Origin of the sequence: Flagellimonas okinawensis, assembly GCF_029194005.1 — a bacterium.
GTDB lineage: Bacteria > Bacteroidota > Bacteroidia > Flavobacteriales > Flavobacteriaceae > Flagellimonas > Flagellimonas okinawensis.
In genome coordinates this window covers 364,126-378,632 of record NZ_JARFVA010000001.1, presented here as the reverse complement: position 1 = coordinate 378,632, position 14,507 = coordinate 364,126, and the positions used below count along the sequence as shown (strand labels likewise).

Here is a 14,507-nt window from a genome sequence, read left to right as displayed (position 1 = left end):
AAGTCAGGTAGAAGGCGAAAAGCAACTGAAAGAACGTTACAACGTTTAATTGCTTTTTGATAGATATAAATAACTGAAATACAATTGGTTAAACAATATTTTTTACGATGACAAATGCCCATAAGGATGCTTTGTTTGTATTGGTGAAATCGCTTTCCAAATCGGAAAAGCGCCAATTTAAGCTGTATGTTGGTCGATTAGGCGTAAACACCGATGCAAAATTTTTGGCACTTTTCAATCTTTTGGATAAGATGCGGAAGTATGACGAAAAGCAGATTTTGGACAGTGGCATTGTTAAAAAATCACAACTATCCAACCTTAAAGCGCATTTATACAAGCAAATCCTGGTAAGTCTTAGACTTAATCCAGTCAACCAGAATGTACGTATTCAGATAAGGGAACAATTGGATTTTGCTACGATTCTTTATCAGAAAGGGCTATATAAGCAGAGCTTAAAGATTTTGGAAAAAGCTAAAAGCTTTGCGATTGAGAACGAGGAGAAGAATGTGGCATATGAAATTGTTGAACTGGAGAAGGTTATAGAAACCCAATACATTACACGCAGTATTCCGGATAGGGCCGATGAACTTGCTGTTGAAGCCAAAGAACTTTCGGAGCAAAATGTGATTACCAGCAAACTTTCAAATCTATCGCTGCAATTGTATGGGATGATGCTGAAAGTAGGTTATGTGAGAAGTGATGAGGACCTCCAAAAAGTAAAAAGTTATTTTGAGGAACATTTGCCCAAATATGAAATTGAAAAGTTGGGTTTCCGTGAAAAACTTTGGTTGTACAAGGCTCATTTATGGTATAGTCTTCTGATTCAAGACTTTTTGTCAGCCTATAAATACGCAAGTAAATGGGTTGATCTATTTTACGAGCATGAACATATGATTCCTTTGAACCCCGTGTTCTTTTTAAAAGGGAACCATTATTTGTTGGAATCACTCTTCTTTGTGAAGTATGCTTCCCAGTTTAGGGAAACCTTGGAGCGCTTGGAGGAGCAGGTACAAGATCCAAAGTTCCCTAAAAATGATAACATTAGCTCGCTTGCCTTTTTGTACATCAATACAAATAAGCTGAATCTTCACTTTCTTGAGGGGACTTTTGATAAAGGAATTTACTTGGTGAACATAATTGAATATGGCATAAAAAAACATCGACAACAGATTGATGAACACCACATAATGCTGCTTTACTATAAAATTGCCTGCCTATATTTCGGGAATGGTGACAACAAAAACTGTATTGCGTACCTCAAGAAAATCATTTCCAATAAAAAGTTGAAGATGCGCGAAGATTTGATGTGTTTTGCAAGGGTATTGAGTCTTGTGGCGCATTACGAAGCAGGTATGGATTATCATTTGGAAGTGCAGCTTAAAAGCACCTACAAGTTCTTACTGAAAATGAACGATTTACATGAGGTGCAAAAGGAAATGATCAAGTTCCTGAGAAACCTTGGTGACATATATCCAACAGATTTAAAAGGAGAGTTCCAAAAGTTGTATAACGAATTGAAAAAATATGAGAACCACCCCTATGAAAAACGGGCATTCTTGTATTTGGACATCCTTTCGTGGTTGGAAAGTCATTTGCAGAACAAACCTGTTTCCGAAATTATTAGGGAAAAGGCCTTGGCACTTACTCGTTAAGACAGGCGTTCCAAATAGGGTCGTTTGGTGGTGGGGCCAAAAAGGCTACAGGCTCTTTTTGTACAGGGTGTACTATAGCCAAGCTCCTTGCGTGTAGATGAATTCCGCCATCCTTGTTGCTTCGGTCGGCACCATATTTTAAATCTCCCTTTATAGTGCATCCTATGGCTGTGAGTTGTGCTCTTATTTGATGATGTCTTCCCGTTTTCAAATCAATTTCCAACAAAAAATAGTTGTCGAGCTTCTTTATGATTTTATAATCCAACTCGGCCTTTTTGCTATCAGGCACTTCCTTGTTGTGAGCATACGACTTATTTTGCTTAGGGTTGCGCACCAACCAATGGGTTAACGACCCACTTTCTTGTGGAGGGGCATTTTTAACGACTGCCCAATACATTTTTTTGGTCTCTCCTTGAGCAAACATTTTATTGAGACGAGGCAAGGCCTTGGATGTTTTGGAAAAGAGTACAATGCCCGATGTGGGACGATCTAATCGATGCACCACGCCCAAATAAACATTGCCTGGTTTATTGTATTTATTTTTTAGATATTGCTTAACAACTTCGCTTAAGGGAGCATCACCAGTTTTATCCCCCTGAACAATGTCACCCACGCGCTTATTTACCACGATTAGGTGATTGTCTTCAAAAAGGACTTGAAGATTGGAAGGAGTGGACCTACCTGACTCTTCGATTTTTGGATTTTTGGATTTCACTTTAGGGTCGATTTGAATTTTGAGGTCATTTTAATAATTGAATCCAGTTTTTGTAAAAGTGAGTTCAGCTTTTTCGTTTGAATGAAGTTCAAATCATTGGAAATTAATAATTGCGTCTCAATTTCATACATAGAACCCATGGCAATTTCTAAAAATCTTGAAAAATCTCTATTGGATTTTCTAGAGCAACCTTCTGCAATATTAGATGGAACTGATACCGAAGCTCTTCTTAGTTGATTGGTAAGGCCAAACCTTTCGCTTTCAGGGAATGATGATGTGGTTTCATAAATGTCAGAACAAAAATTTCTACTTAACCTCCATATTTCCAAATCTTTAAATCGATGCATTTCAATTTATTTTCAGTTTGGAGGTTGAGGTTCAAAAATAAGAATTCAAATCAGAAACAACAGAACCCAACAATCGAATAATCTAATAATCCAATCATCTAATAAGACTCTTCGTCACTCGGAAAATCCTTGCTTTTTACATCATCCACATATTGGGAAATGGCATTGCTCATTTCATCATAAAGGTTCAGATATCTCCTCAAAAACCTTGGATGAAACTCGTGCGTCATTCCCAACATATCATGCACTACCAGAACTTGTCCGTCCACATGTCCGCCGGCCCCAATACCAATAACAGGGATGGAAACGCTTTCCGCAACTTCTTTGGCCAGTTTAGCTGGAATTTTTTCCAAAACAATGGCGAAACAGCCCAATTCCTCCAGTAATTTGGCATCGGATTTTAGTTTGTCTGCTTCCTCTTCTTCTTTGGCTCTAACAGTATAGGTGCCAAACTTATAAATGGATTGTGGGGTTAGTCCCAAATGTCCCATCACTGGAATCCCAGCTTCCAAAATTCGGCTTATGGAAATTTTAATTTCTTCACCACCTTCAACTTTTACCGCATGCGCACCACTTTCCTTCATTATCCGAATAGCCGAGCGCAAAGCTTCTTTGGAATCACCTTGGTAACTGCCAAAAGGAATGTCTACAACAACCAAAGCTCTTTTGGCTGCTCTTACCACCGAACTTGCATGGTAAATCATTTGATCTAACGTAATGGGCAGTGTGGTCTCGTGGCCGGCCATTACATTACTGGCGGAATCACCGACCAAAATAGCATCCACATTGGCACCGTCCACGATTTTGGCCATGGAATAATCATAAGCGGTCAACATGCTGATTTTTTCACCATGTTTTTTCATTTCCACCAACGATTTTACCGTGACCCTTTTGTATTCTTTTTTGGCTGTAGACATTGTATTTTAATTTGATGCTAAAAGTAAGCAGATTTGTTTAATTTAGGCTTCAATCAAAAAACTTATCAAATGAGAAATCTGTTTAATTGCCTTGTTTTTTTAGTAATGGGATCCTTGGCACATGCACAAGGCCCAAACCCTTCAACCGAGGAGGCAGAAATGGAGGTGAAAAAGGTTGTAAAAACTTTTTTTGAGGGTTTCCATAAGCAAGACTCCACAATTATCAAAAGTACCGTAGCAGATGAGATAGTATTGCAGACCACGGGCAGGAGCAAGGAAGGAAAGACGCTTTTTAAAACGGAGGAATTTTCAGGGTTCTTAAAGTCCATTGTTGGTATTCCGGAAACCACAAAGTTTGAGGAAAAACTCACCTCATTCTCCATTCAGGTAGATAGGACGATGGCAAATGCCTGGGTAGGTTATGAGTTTTGGTTGAATGGAGAATTTAGCCATTGCGGCATCAATTCCTTCCAGCTCATCAATTTTGATGGTGAATGGAAAATCATCTATTTAATAGATACTAGGGGGAAGGAAGGTTGTAGGGATTAACAATCGCTTAAAAATACACCTACGGCAAGTCCTCCTTCTGAAGTTTCCTTGTATTTGGAGTTCATATCTTTAGCAGTTTCCCACATGGTGTTTACTACTTTGTCCAGCGGAACCTTGCAGTCCTTAGGGTCGGTGTCCAATGCAAGCTCTGCGGCATTTATGGCCTTAATGGCTCCCATTGCATTGCGCTCAATACAGGGCACCTGTACCAGACCACCTATGGGATCACAAGTAAGTCCCAAATGGTGTTCCATGGCGATTTCTGCAGCAATCAAAACTTGCTCCGGCGAGCCGCCCATGAGTTCTGTCAATCCAGCTGCAGCCATGGCAGATGATACGCCGATTTCTGCTTGGCAACCGCCCATGGCAGCAGATATAGTGGCCCCTTTTTTAAAGATGCTTCCCACTTCACTGGCCACAAGCAGAAATTGTTTCACATCATCAAAATTAGCATCGTGGTTTTCAATCACCATGTAGTACATCAACACGGCGGGGATGACTCCTGCACTTCCATTGGTAGGAGCGGTAACTACTCGACCCAATGAAGCGTTCACTTCGTTTACGCTGAGCGCAAAACAACTTACCCATTTTATGATCTGACGGAACCTGACCTCGGTTTCCCTGATGCTTTCAAGCCATTCCTGGGGATTGGAGTAGGGAGCATTTCCCTTTAATTTTTGATGCATTTCGTATGCACGACGCTTTACGTTTAAACCTCCAGGGAGTTTACCTTCGGTATGGCAACCAACGTACATACATTCCAACATGGTGTTCCAGATACGGGCAATACCTTCGTCAATTTCGGATTCGGTTCTAAGTGAAAGCTCGTTTTCCATCACAATTTGTGAGATGGATTTATTTTGCGCATTGCAGTGTTGTAGCAATTCGTCCCCAGTTTTTACCGGGTGCGGAAAGGTTTTGAATGTTTCTTTGTTTTCCTTGGCGTGTATGCGTTCTTCTTTTACCACAAAACCACCTCCAATGGAATAATAGGTCTCTTCCAAGGTTTTTCCGTTGTCCAATTCAGCTTCGAAGCGTATACCGTTGGCATGAAAAGGAAGAAACTCTTTTTTAAAAAGTATATCGTCGAGAAAATTGAATGGAATTTCTCTTTTACCGCCAAACAGGAGTGTGTTATCAGTCTTTATCCTGTCAATACTTCCTGAGATACTGTCAATATCTACTGTCTCTGGGTCGGTACCTAACAAACCCATTACAACTGCAATGTCCGTTGCGTGTCCTTTACCGGTTAAGCAAAGCGACCCATATAAATATGCCTTTATGGACCGGACATTTTCAAAAACATGTTGTTCTTCCAGTTCAGCGATCCAACGTTCGGCAGCGCGCCAGGGCCCCAAGGTGTGAGAGCTAGAAGGCCCAACACCTATTTTTAGCATATCAAACACACTAATACACTCCATAAACTCAATTTACAATGTCAAATATAGGAAGCTAAACGGGATAAAAATGCGAATATTTAAATATCCAAGATCCTTTTTTAATATGGATTAGGGTTATGGTAATTTTTTCTGGATTTTATTGAGATTTGACAATAATCTGACACCTTGTCATATTCTAGCCCATGGCATAATCATTGACATTTTAAGAGCGAGATAAAAAAGAATTTTAAACAGAATAACTTTAGATACGATGAGCAAGATTATAGGTATAGACTTAGGTACGACCAACTCCTGCGTCTCTGTAATGGAAGGTAACGAGCCAGTGGTAATTCCAAATGCCGAAGGTAAGCGTACCACTCCATCGATGATCGCATTTGTTGAAGGTGGGGAAATCAAAGTAGGTGACCCTGCAAAAAGACAAGCCGTAACCAACCCTCACAAAACGATTTATTCCATTAAGAGATTTATGGGTAACAAATACTCAGAATCCAGCAAGGAGGCCAACAGGGTTCCTTACAATGTGGTAAAAGGGGATAACGATACCCCAAGGGTTGATATAGACGGTCGTTTGTATACTCCACAAGAGCTTTCTGCCATGATTCTTCAAAAAATGAAGAAAACTGCAGAGGACTACTTGGGGCAAGATGTAACTAGAGCGGTAATTACCGTTCCAGCTTACTTTAACGATTCACAAAGACAGGCCACCAAAGAAGCTGGTGAAATCGCAGGTCTAACCGTGGAACGAATCATCAATGAACCAACTGCCGCATCTTTGGCATACGGACTTGATAAAAAGGACACCGAGCAAAAAATTGTAGTATTTGACTTTGGTGGTGGTACACACGATGTTTCCATTCTTGAATTAGGTGATGGGGTATTCGAGGTATTGGCCACGGATGGTGATACCCACTTGGGTGGTGACGATGTTGACCAAAAAATAATTGATTGGTTGGCCGAAGAGTTCAAGAAAGATGAAGATATGGACCTTCGTGAAGACCCAATGGCGCTTCAACGTTTAAGAGAGGCTGCTGAAAAGGCAAAAATCGAGTTGTCTTCTTCTGCACAGACAGAAATCAATTTGCCTTATGTTACAGCAACAGCTTCAGGACCAAAGCACTTGGTAAGAACATTGTCCAGATCCAAATTTGAGCAGTTGATTGCCGATTTGGTAAAAAGAACAATTGATCCCTGTGAGAAAGCATTGAAATCTGCAGGACTTTCTAAAAGTGATATTGACGAGATTATCTTGGTAGGTGGTTCTACCCGTATCCCGGCTGTACAGGAAGCCGTTGAGAAATTCTTCGGTAAAAAACCATCCAAAGGTGTAAACCCGGATGAGGTTGTGGCCATTGGTGCCGCTATCCAAGGTGGTGTATTGACGGGAGACGTGAAAGACGTACTTCTGTTGGATGTTACCCCACTTTCTTTGGGTATCGAAACTATGGGAAGCGTGTTCACCAAGTTAATTGAGGCGAACACTACGATTCCAACCAAGAAATCACAGGTATTCTCAACTGCTGCGGACAATCAACCTTCGGTTGAAATCCACGTATTGCAAGGAGAGAGACCTATGGCAGCGGATAACAAAACAATCGGTAGGTTCCACTTGGATGGTATTCCACCAGCACCAAGAGGTACACCTCAGATTGAAGTGACTTTTGATATTGATGCCAACGGTATTATCAAGGTTTCCGCAACAGATAAAGCTACTGGTAAATCTCAGGATATCCGAATTGAAGCTTCTTCTGGATTGACAGAGGAGGAAATCCAAAAGATGAAGGCAGAAGCCGAGGCAAATGCCGAAGCGGATAAAAAAGCCAAGGAGACAGCTGATAAGTTGAACGAGGCTGATGCAATGATCTTCCAAACAGAAAAGCAATTGAGCGAGTTCGGTGATAAATTGTCCGATGACAAGAAAAAACCTATCGAAGATGCTTTGGAAGAGTTGAAGAAAGCTTATGAAGGTAAGGACCTAGCGGTTATAGAGCCAGCTTTGGAGAAAATCAACGAAGCTTGGAAAGTAGCTTCCGAAGAAATGTACAAAGCACAGGCCGATGCACAGGCTAATGGAGCAGGAGCTTCAGCCGGTGCTGAAGATACAGCTGGAGGCGCCTCTGAAGGTGATAACGTAGAGGATGTAGACTTCGAAGAAGTGAAGTAATTCATTTACGTTTTAATACATAGAAAAACCCTGGCGATTTCGCCGGGGTTTTTTGTTTATCAGGATATTGTATCGCAATAGGGCAAAAGTCAGGTAGCTGTTTTTTCTGTATATTTAGGAATATCAATTGAGGTTGAGGTAATCACCCTTCATTATTCAAAGTTCGCCCAGTATTTGTAAACCATGTAATTAAAGTAATGGAAAGTAATTGTAGAGTGTACTTGTTAATTTTAGCAACAATCTTCTCCTTAGTCGTGGGCTCTGCGCAAAACTCAGTTCAATTTCGCAACGACGCTCCTTGGAAAGACTTCTCGTTTAATTTTCAGGATAGTTTTCAAGATTCATTGGCCATGTGGCCAGAACGTGTATTGCTTCAAGTTGCGAACAAACAAGTGGATACTAAAACCCCTGTTTTTTTTAAAGCATATATCTCTTCAGAAAACCAACTTAATAGGAATGGTAAGAGCGGCGTTTTGAATGTTGAATTGTTGGATGAAGAAGGAGTTTTGTTGAAACAACAAGCCCATAAAATAGTGAATGGAGAGGTACAGGGACAACTTAACCTTCCTGGAAAAATTGTTTCCGGAATGTATACTGTTAAAGCCTTTACTCGATGGTCTCAAAACTATGGTTCGGACTTTATGGCGTGGTCACAAATTCAAGTAGGAGAGGTAAATGACGAACATAAACTTAATGGAGGTTCTGAGGTTTCGATCATACCAGAGGGTGGAACACTTATAAATGGATTTAGGAATAGAATAGTGTTGAAAGTCCTTAAAAATCAATCCTTTGAAAACACACAGGAAGGTCGAATAGTAAATAAGGATAATCAGGTAGTCTCTAAGGTGTCTTTCTATGCAGCAGGTTTGGGTACGGCTATTTTTGAACCTTACGAGGGTGAAAAATATCAACTTGAGTTGGAAGATGGAAGCTTATATCCAATTCCAAATGCAGGGACCGAGGGTTATCTTTTACATGTGAATAATCTAGCTAAGGAGTTTGCCAAAATACGAGTGACTGCCTCGGGCCAAGTCTTAGGACAAGAGGTTACTCTGATAGGTGAATCAGGCGGGATAAAGTATTTTGAAAAGAAGTTGAATTTCTCAAAGAAAAGCATGTTGGATGTAGAGCTCTCCAAAGCCAATTTTCCACCAGGTGTTTTTACTTTAAAGTTGATGGATAACCTAGGTTCCGAAATAGCAAAAAGACCAATCTGGATTGCCTCAAATGAACTCCAAGTGGATATTGAACAGATAGGTGTGGATATCGAAACGGACTCCAAAACTTATAAAATTAAAGTAAAGGATCTTGATGATACCCCTGTTAAAACAAGGTTGGCCATCAGTGTAAATCAGCTAAACCCTGATTCTAAAGAGAATTCAAGTAAGGATATTGTCGAACAAACGGACCTGTTTGAGTTGACTCATATCTCAAATAGCAGTAATACCTCAAGCTATCGAAAGCAGGCATTTATTAAGGATCTTGAATTGTTGTTGTCCGCAACAGAAGAAGAGTCTCTAGCGTTGAGCAGAATCAAGAACGATGGCTTAAGGTTTTCATTTCAAAAAGGATTGGAAATTATTGGGCACACCTACGATTTGAACAATACTCTTTTGAGCAATACAAAAATTCAATTGGTCGCAACAAGCGAGAAAGATGTTTGGGTCGGAGAAGCTTGGACAGATGCCCAAGGCGTAATTAAACTGAAAGATATTCACATAGAAGGTAAAGCAACATTGGTTGCTAGGACAAAAGGCAAGGACCTTAAATCGAGATTGGTCAAGATTGTGCCATTCAATATGGTGGAAAAGGAGAAAAATGTATTAGTTCCCAACATGGAGATTCGGCAAGAGAAAAAAGTCAATGACCAAACCATGGTTGCAAAACCATTTAATCGGGATGAATCGGAAAAGACCATTGAACTGGAAGAAGTCGAAGTGGTTGAAAAAGGCATAGCACAAAAAAAACAATCCCCATCACTTTATGGGATAGATGTGCCGCCAAATAGGGTCAACTTCCAAGATTTTGATAAGCCAAAAAGTTTGTTCCAGTTGTTAGCTGAGTTACCAGGAGTTGTTGTAGGAGGTGCGGAAACATTGAATCCTTACGCACGTATTTTGGGTGGTACAGGCCCTATTCTTTGGGTTTTGGATGGATTTCCTTTGTCCCAAGAAGGAGCTGCCACTCATATGGGTACAAGTTCATCGAGTCCCTTGCTTGAAATTATGGCCCTGGCGAATGACAGGGATATTGAACGAATAGAGTTGTTGAAAGGACCTGAGGCATCAATATATGGCAGTAGGGGCTCTGGTGGTGTATTTATGATATATACCCGGAAGGGGAACGAACTTGAGCATGTTCCTCGAAAGGATAGCCAATTAACTTTTGATGGATACGAGCCTGTATTTGATTTTAGGGAATTCAAAAAGGGGCTACCCAAAAGAAAGAAAGACAAAATGAATCTATTGTATTGGAACCCAAATGTAGAAACAGATGAAAACGGAGAGGTTATTGTTAAATTGGTTGTTCCAGAGAACGCTTCTTCAATCAAAATTGAGGCGAGTGCAATTTCTGCGGATGGAAAAATAGGGGGATCAAGCGATGTCTTTTAGAAAATTTACTAGTCCAATAAAGTATTAAATTTAAAAACCCTGACTAAATGGTCAGGGTTTTTTGTTTAGTGGAAGTTTCTGGCTTAAGCCGCGTTCAACTGCCGCATTTCCATTTCTTTTAGTTTTTGTAAAGCTTCCGATTTGGAATTCACGTTCAACTTTACATAAATGTTCTGTATATGAAAATTCACGGCGCTAGGTGTTACAAATAGCTTGTCCGCAATCATTTTATACGTAAATCCTTGGGTTAGCAATTCTATGATCTCATTCTCCTTTTTAGAGAATACATCAAAAGACTTTGTCTGGAAAGAGTCGATGATTTTCTTGGCTACATCAAGCTCCAAGGCTATCCCATGCTGACTTAGGGTGTCAAGGGCATTGAACAAACGCTCTTTGGTCATTGGTTTGATCAGATAGCCACTGGCACCTTTTTTAAATGCTTCTTTAATGAGCTTAAAATCATTTTTTTGGCTCATCATAAGCACTTTGAGGTCTTTGTTTTTTCGATAGAAATATTCTAGTCCATCGATGCCTGAAATTCCGTTGAGCATGGCCTCACAGATGATAATATCTGGATGGGAACGGCCAAAATTGGAGAGCAGGGCATGAACCGAGCTGTAAACGCCTTGTAGTTCATAATCCTCACATTCTTGGAAATATTGCCTATAAATACCGCCGAGCAAATCATCGTTGTCGATGATGGCAATTTTTAAAACATGCTTTTTCATGATAAGAAAGATTAGGGGGTAAATTTTGTTTCATCAAATAATTCGTAGGTTAAGTTTTGGACATAAATGTCCTTCTCCGCATTTTTTAAAGTTGGGATAAATCAAAAGGGAAATACCGTATTGCCTAAGGGCAATAACAATAGCTACTCATTTTGATTTACTTCAAAAATGGGTGTAATCCCGTGTGGGATTAAGTACTAAAATTTGTGTTTAGTTGAGGTTGTCCTCGCTAAAAAAGTAAAGTGAAAAGAGGTTTTGGGACGCCTTTTTTTCGAGTGTTGTAGTTTTTGTTCATGACTTAATAGATTTGGGATTGTATTATTTCAAGAGTTAAATTATGATTTTTTAACTATCGAGCGGAACTTTTGTAATGTTTTTCGTTCAACTGCACTTTTCATAAAATCCATTAAGCTGTAACAAGGAAGGAGTAAGGGGCTTATTTGTAATTGTAAAATACTGATATACAAAATATTGAATAAAAAAATAGGATGCCGTCCCATCAGCATCCTATTCTTGGTGTAAATCGGTCAGATTGAAATAATACAACCCGCTTTCTATGATAGTCTGTCAGTTTCCCCCTGTCTTTCTTATCATGGTCATGAGTGTTTCGAAACTCGGCTATGAAACAACATCATTGGACACTTCAGGTTTTTTTGACCGATTCAATAAGTAGTTAGTATCAGTTATTATTGTTCGTCTTGGAATGAGGTGTCTACATACTCGTAGGCTTCTTCATTCATAACGGTTTGGAGTCCTGCATTTCTTTCAGCAACATCGTTGTACTGACCCTGCTTACTTGAACGTCCGTATGCTACAGTATATTGTGATACGGTATTGTTGAATCCTCTATTGGAGACTACAAATCCCATTTTTTTCTCCGGGCTCAACTGAATGGCATACTCATCGCTGTTGCTATTTATGTGAGCACCCAAGTTAACCGAGGTGGTCAATGTGTTTTTGACTACCTGGGAGGCGTAAAGGTCCAATCCACCGAAGCCATCTCTGCCTTCTGAAGCAAAGAACAATAAGGTTTCGTTGTAAATACTTGGGTAAAGTTCATCTTCCTTGGTATTTACTTTAGGGCCAAGGTTCTTGGAAACGCCAATGGAACCATCGGCAGCGATATCCGCAACATAAATGTCGTATTTACCATAGGTCCCCTTCATATTGGACGCAAAGAACAAACGAGATCCATCTGCGGTAACTGTGGGGTGTTTGGCCGAATAGTGTTTAGGGCATACATCCAATTTTGTAATGTTTGTCCATTCACCGTTAATGTTTTCGGCACGGTAAACATGGTAAATCAATTCTTTTTTCGAAAACACACCATAAAGTGGTTTTTCATAAGTTCCTTTACTGAAGTAGGCTGTTTTGCCGTCTTTAGTAATAGACATGGAGGGTACATAACCATCTATTGTGGAAACACTTCCGTCCATGGTGTCGTTGATCATTTTTTCATTTGCCTGTGCAAAAGTATTCTGGCTGGCAAGTATCATTCCTGAAATAAGTAGGCTGTAAATAATTGAACGTGTCATGATGTATAGATTTGGGGGTTAATACATGACAAAGATCAAAAACAATCGGATGGGATACTTATCAATTTTTCATAGGTTTTTACTTTTAACGACTAAAAAGTGCATTTTATCGAATATTTTTTCGGTGTTTAACACCCAAATAGCCACTAAAATGCTTTTAAACGTTCTTTTTGGGTGTTTGAACGAACATGTGTTCAATTTGAAAAAGTGGAGTAATTCATTGATTTCTTGCTTAACGCATACTTTAATTATGATACAACCGATGATGAGCTTGGTAAGAAATCAGACAGATTCGATTAACTTTGCCATTCTGAAAAAGCGGGGTTTTGAAAGTGCCGTTAGCCTTTAGATTATATAATTACCTCAAATCCTTTTTCACCATCACTCCATGAACATTACTATAGAGAATATAATTTTAATAGGTTCGGTATTGTTGCTGATAAGTATCCTGGCCGGGAAAACAACCTATCGTTTTGGTATTCCCACATTGTTGTTGTTCTTGACCATTGGAATGCTGGCCGGATCGGATGGTATTGGGGGAATTTATTTTGATAACCCACAAATTGCACAGTTCGTAGGGGTAGTATCTTTGAACTTTATTCTTTTTTCTGGTGGACTGGATACCAATTGGCAATCTGTTAAACCTGTCCTTAAAGAAGGGATAGCCCTTTCTACCGTTGGGGTATTGCTCACTGCAGTGGGCCTGGGGTACTTTGTGTATTTGATCACGGACTTTGAACTTTATGAAAGTTTATTGCTGGGAGCTATTGTATCATCCACAGATGCGGCTGCGGTTTTTTCCATTTTAAGGGGTAAGAATCTTGCTTTAAAAAAGAATTTAAGACCAACGCTGGAGCTGGAAAGTGGGAGTAACGACCCAATGGCCTATGTGCTTACCATTGCTTTTTTGACCTTGGTCCAGTTTCCGGAAAAGAACATCTTGTCTGTGTTACCCATGTTTTTTCTTCAAATGGTCTTGGGTGGGACGGCCGGGTTTCTTTTTGGCAAACTCAGTAAGATCATCATCAACAGAATACGATTGGATTTTGAGGGGCTATATCCTGTACTTACCATTGCTTTGATGTTTATTACCTTTTCGGCTACAGATTTTATAGGGGGCAATGGTTTCCTTGCCATTTATATCTGTTCCGTCTACTTGGGCAATCAAAATCTGATCCATAAAAAAACCATTATGCGGATGTTCGATGGTTTGGCGTGGCTTATGCAAATTGTATTGTTCTTAACGCTGGGTCTATTGGTTTTTCCTACCCAAATAGTACCTTTTATAGGTGTTGGTTTGTTGATTTCCTTGTTTTTGATATTTGTGGCGCGTCCGTTGGCTGTTATGATTTCCTTGCTGCCCTTTCGGATGAAATTAAGACGCAGATTTTATATTTCGTGGGTTGGGTTAAGGGGAGCGGTCCCCATAGTTTTTGCGACCTATCCACTTTTGGCAGGAATAGACAAGGCAAACAGTATTTTCAACATTGTTTTTTTTGTTTCACTGACCTCGGTGTTGATACAAGGGAGTACGTTGTCCTTAGTGGCAAAATGGTTGGGTGTTGGGTTGCCTGATAGTGCTAAGCCCCTTTCTGCAACGGATGAGTTGCTTTCTGAAAACCCCAAGGCAGTAATGAAGGAAATCATCATTAGTGAATCCTGTCCGGCATCTGGTGTAAAAATTGTGAACTTGAACTTTCCCAAAAAAGCAATCATTGCCATGATCCAACGAGATGGCAACTATATTACTCCAAACGGATTGACCAAAATTGAGGCTAACGACAAGTTGGTGGTATTAACGGATAAGGTCGAGATCTTGGACAAGGTTTATGATTCCCTTCATTTGAAGAGGGTAAAAGAAACCAATGAGGAATCAACGAAGTAAGCATGC

Annotated in this window: 11 protein-coding genes; 5 read left to right on the top strand and 6 right to left on the bottom strand. The window is 39.9% G+C overall.

What is annotated here, in order from left to right:
* Positions 1-107 precede the first annotated feature (107 nt).
* Positions 108-1,652, top strand: a complete 1,545-nt coding sequence (locus tag PY091_RS01815; RefSeq protein ID WP_275648046.1) for a hypothetical protein — start codon at positions 108-110, stop codon at positions 1,650-1,652.
* Here PY091_RS01815 and PY091_RS01810 read toward each other — a convergent pair.
* From PY091_RS01810 to panB, 3 genes are all read right to left on the bottom strand, one after another.
* Positions 1,642-2,367, bottom strand: a complete 726-nt coding sequence (locus PY091_RS01810) for an RluA family pseudouridine synthase (protein WP_275648045.1) — start codon at positions 2,365-2,367, stop codon at positions 1,642-1,644. The genes PY091_RS01815 and PY091_RS01810 overlap by 11 nt on opposite strands.
* Complete coding sequence (locus PY091_RS01805; protein ID WP_275648044.1) at positions 2,364-2,714, bottom strand: four helix bundle protein; 351 nt, start codon at positions 2,712-2,714, stop codon at positions 2,364-2,366. The genes PY091_RS01810 and PY091_RS01805 overlap by 4 nt, the downstream gene beginning before the upstream one ends.
* Before the next feature lie 98 nt (positions 2,715-2,812).
* The gene (gene panB / locus PY091_RS01800) at positions 2,813-3,631 is read right to left on the bottom strand and encodes a 3-methyl-2-oxobutanoate hydroxymethyltransferase (RefSeq protein ID WP_275648043.1); all 819 of its coding nucleotides are present in this window, start codon (positions 3,629-3,631) and stop codon (positions 2,813-2,815) included.
* 69 nt (positions 3,632-3,700) lie between these two features.
* On the opposite strand from panB, the gene PY091_RS01795 reads away from it, so the two are divergent.
* On the top strand, positions 3,701-4,180 hold the full coding sequence (locus tag PY091_RS01795; RefSeq protein ID WP_275648042.1) for a nuclear transport factor 2 family protein: 480 nt from the start codon (positions 3,701-3,703) through the stop codon (positions 4,178-4,180).
* Here PY091_RS01795 and PY091_RS01790 read toward each other — a convergent pair.
* Positions 4,177-5,601, bottom strand: a complete 1,425-nt coding sequence (locus tag PY091_RS01790; protein ID WP_275648041.1) for an L-serine ammonia-lyase — start codon at positions 5,599-5,601, stop codon at positions 4,177-4,179. The two genes, PY091_RS01795 and PY091_RS01790, sit on opposite strands and share 4 nt — an antisense overlap.
* A gap of 229 nt (positions 5,602-5,830) precedes the next feature.
* Here PY091_RS01790 and dnaK point away from each other — a divergent pair, with 229 nt between their 5' ends.
* Positions 5,831-7,741, top strand: coding sequence for a molecular chaperone DnaK (dnaK, locus tag PY091_RS01785; RefSeq protein WP_275648040.1), 1,911 nt, complete (start codon positions 5,831-5,833; stop codon positions 7,739-7,741).
* Positions 7,742-7,938: 197 nt separating this feature from the next.
* On the top strand, positions 7,939-10,353 hold the full coding sequence (locus tag PY091_RS01780) for a TonB-dependent receptor (protein ID WP_275648039.1): 2,415 nt from the start codon (positions 7,939-7,941) through the stop codon (positions 10,351-10,353).
* Positions 10,354-10,436: 83 nt separating this feature from the next.
* Here the strand turns inward: PY091_RS01780 and PY091_RS01775 are convergent, their stop codons facing one another.
* Positions 10,437-11,081 carry a response regulator transcription factor gene (locus tag PY091_RS01775; protein WP_275648038.1) on the bottom strand — a complete coding sequence of 215 codons (645 nt, stop codon included), beginning with the start codon at positions 11,079-11,081 and terminating at the stop codon, positions 10,437-10,439.
* 686 nt (positions 11,082-11,767) lie between these two features.
* Positions 11,768-12,616, bottom strand: coding sequence for a TolB-like translocation protein (locus PY091_RS01770; protein WP_275648037.1), 849 nt, complete (start codon positions 12,614-12,616; stop codon positions 11,768-11,770).
* A 388-nt stretch (positions 12,617-13,004) separates the two neighbouring features.
* Here PY091_RS01770 and PY091_RS01765 point away from each other — a divergent pair, with 388 nt between their 5' ends.
* Positions 13,005-14,501: a potassium/proton antiporter gene (locus tag PY091_RS01765; protein ID WP_275648036.1), complete on the top strand. Its 1,497-nt coding sequence runs from the start codon at positions 13,005-13,007 to the stop codon at positions 14,499-14,501.
* Positions 14,502-14,507 lie beyond the last annotated feature (6 nt).

What these genes read in the sequence shown, in the direction of transcription:
- PY091_RS01815 (WP_275648046.1), top strand. Translation starts at nt 108, where the DNA reads ATGACAAATGCCCATAAGGATGCTTTGTTTGTATTGGTGAAATCGCTT.
- PY091_RS01805 (WP_275648044.1), bottom strand. Translation starts at nt 2,714, where the DNA reads ATGCATCGATTTAAAGATTTGGAAATATGGAGGTTAAGTAGAAATTTT.
- panB (WP_275648043.1), bottom strand. Translation starts at nt 3,631, where the DNA reads ATGTCTACAGCCAAAAAAGAATACAAAAGGGTCACGGTAAAATCGTTG.
- PY091_RS01795 (WP_275648042.1), top strand. Translation starts at nt 3,701, where the DNA reads ATGAGAAATCTGTTTAATTGCCTTGTTTTTTTAGTAATGGGATCCTTG.
- PY091_RS01790 (WP_275648041.1), bottom strand. Translation starts at nt 5,601, where the DNA reads ATGGAGTGTATTAGTGTGTTTGATATGCTAAAAATAGGTGTTGGGCCT.
- dnaK (WP_275648040.1), top strand. Translation starts at nt 5,831, where the DNA reads ATGAGCAAGATTATAGGTATAGACTTAGGTACGACCAACTCCTGCGTC.
- PY091_RS01780 (WP_275648039.1), top strand. Translation starts at nt 7,939, where the DNA reads ATGGAAAGTAATTGTAGAGTGTACTTGTTAATTTTAGCAACAATCTTC.
- PY091_RS01775 (WP_275648038.1), bottom strand. Translation starts at nt 11,081, where the DNA reads ATGAAAAAGCATGTTTTAAAAATTGCCATCATCGACAACGATGATTTG.
- PY091_RS01770 (WP_275648037.1), bottom strand. Translation starts at nt 12,616, where the DNA reads ATGACACGTTCAATTATTTACAGCCTACTTATTTCAGGAATGATACTT.
- PY091_RS01765 (WP_275648036.1), top strand. Translation starts at nt 13,005, where the DNA reads ATGAACATTACTATAGAGAATATAATTTTAATAGGTTCGGTATTGTTG.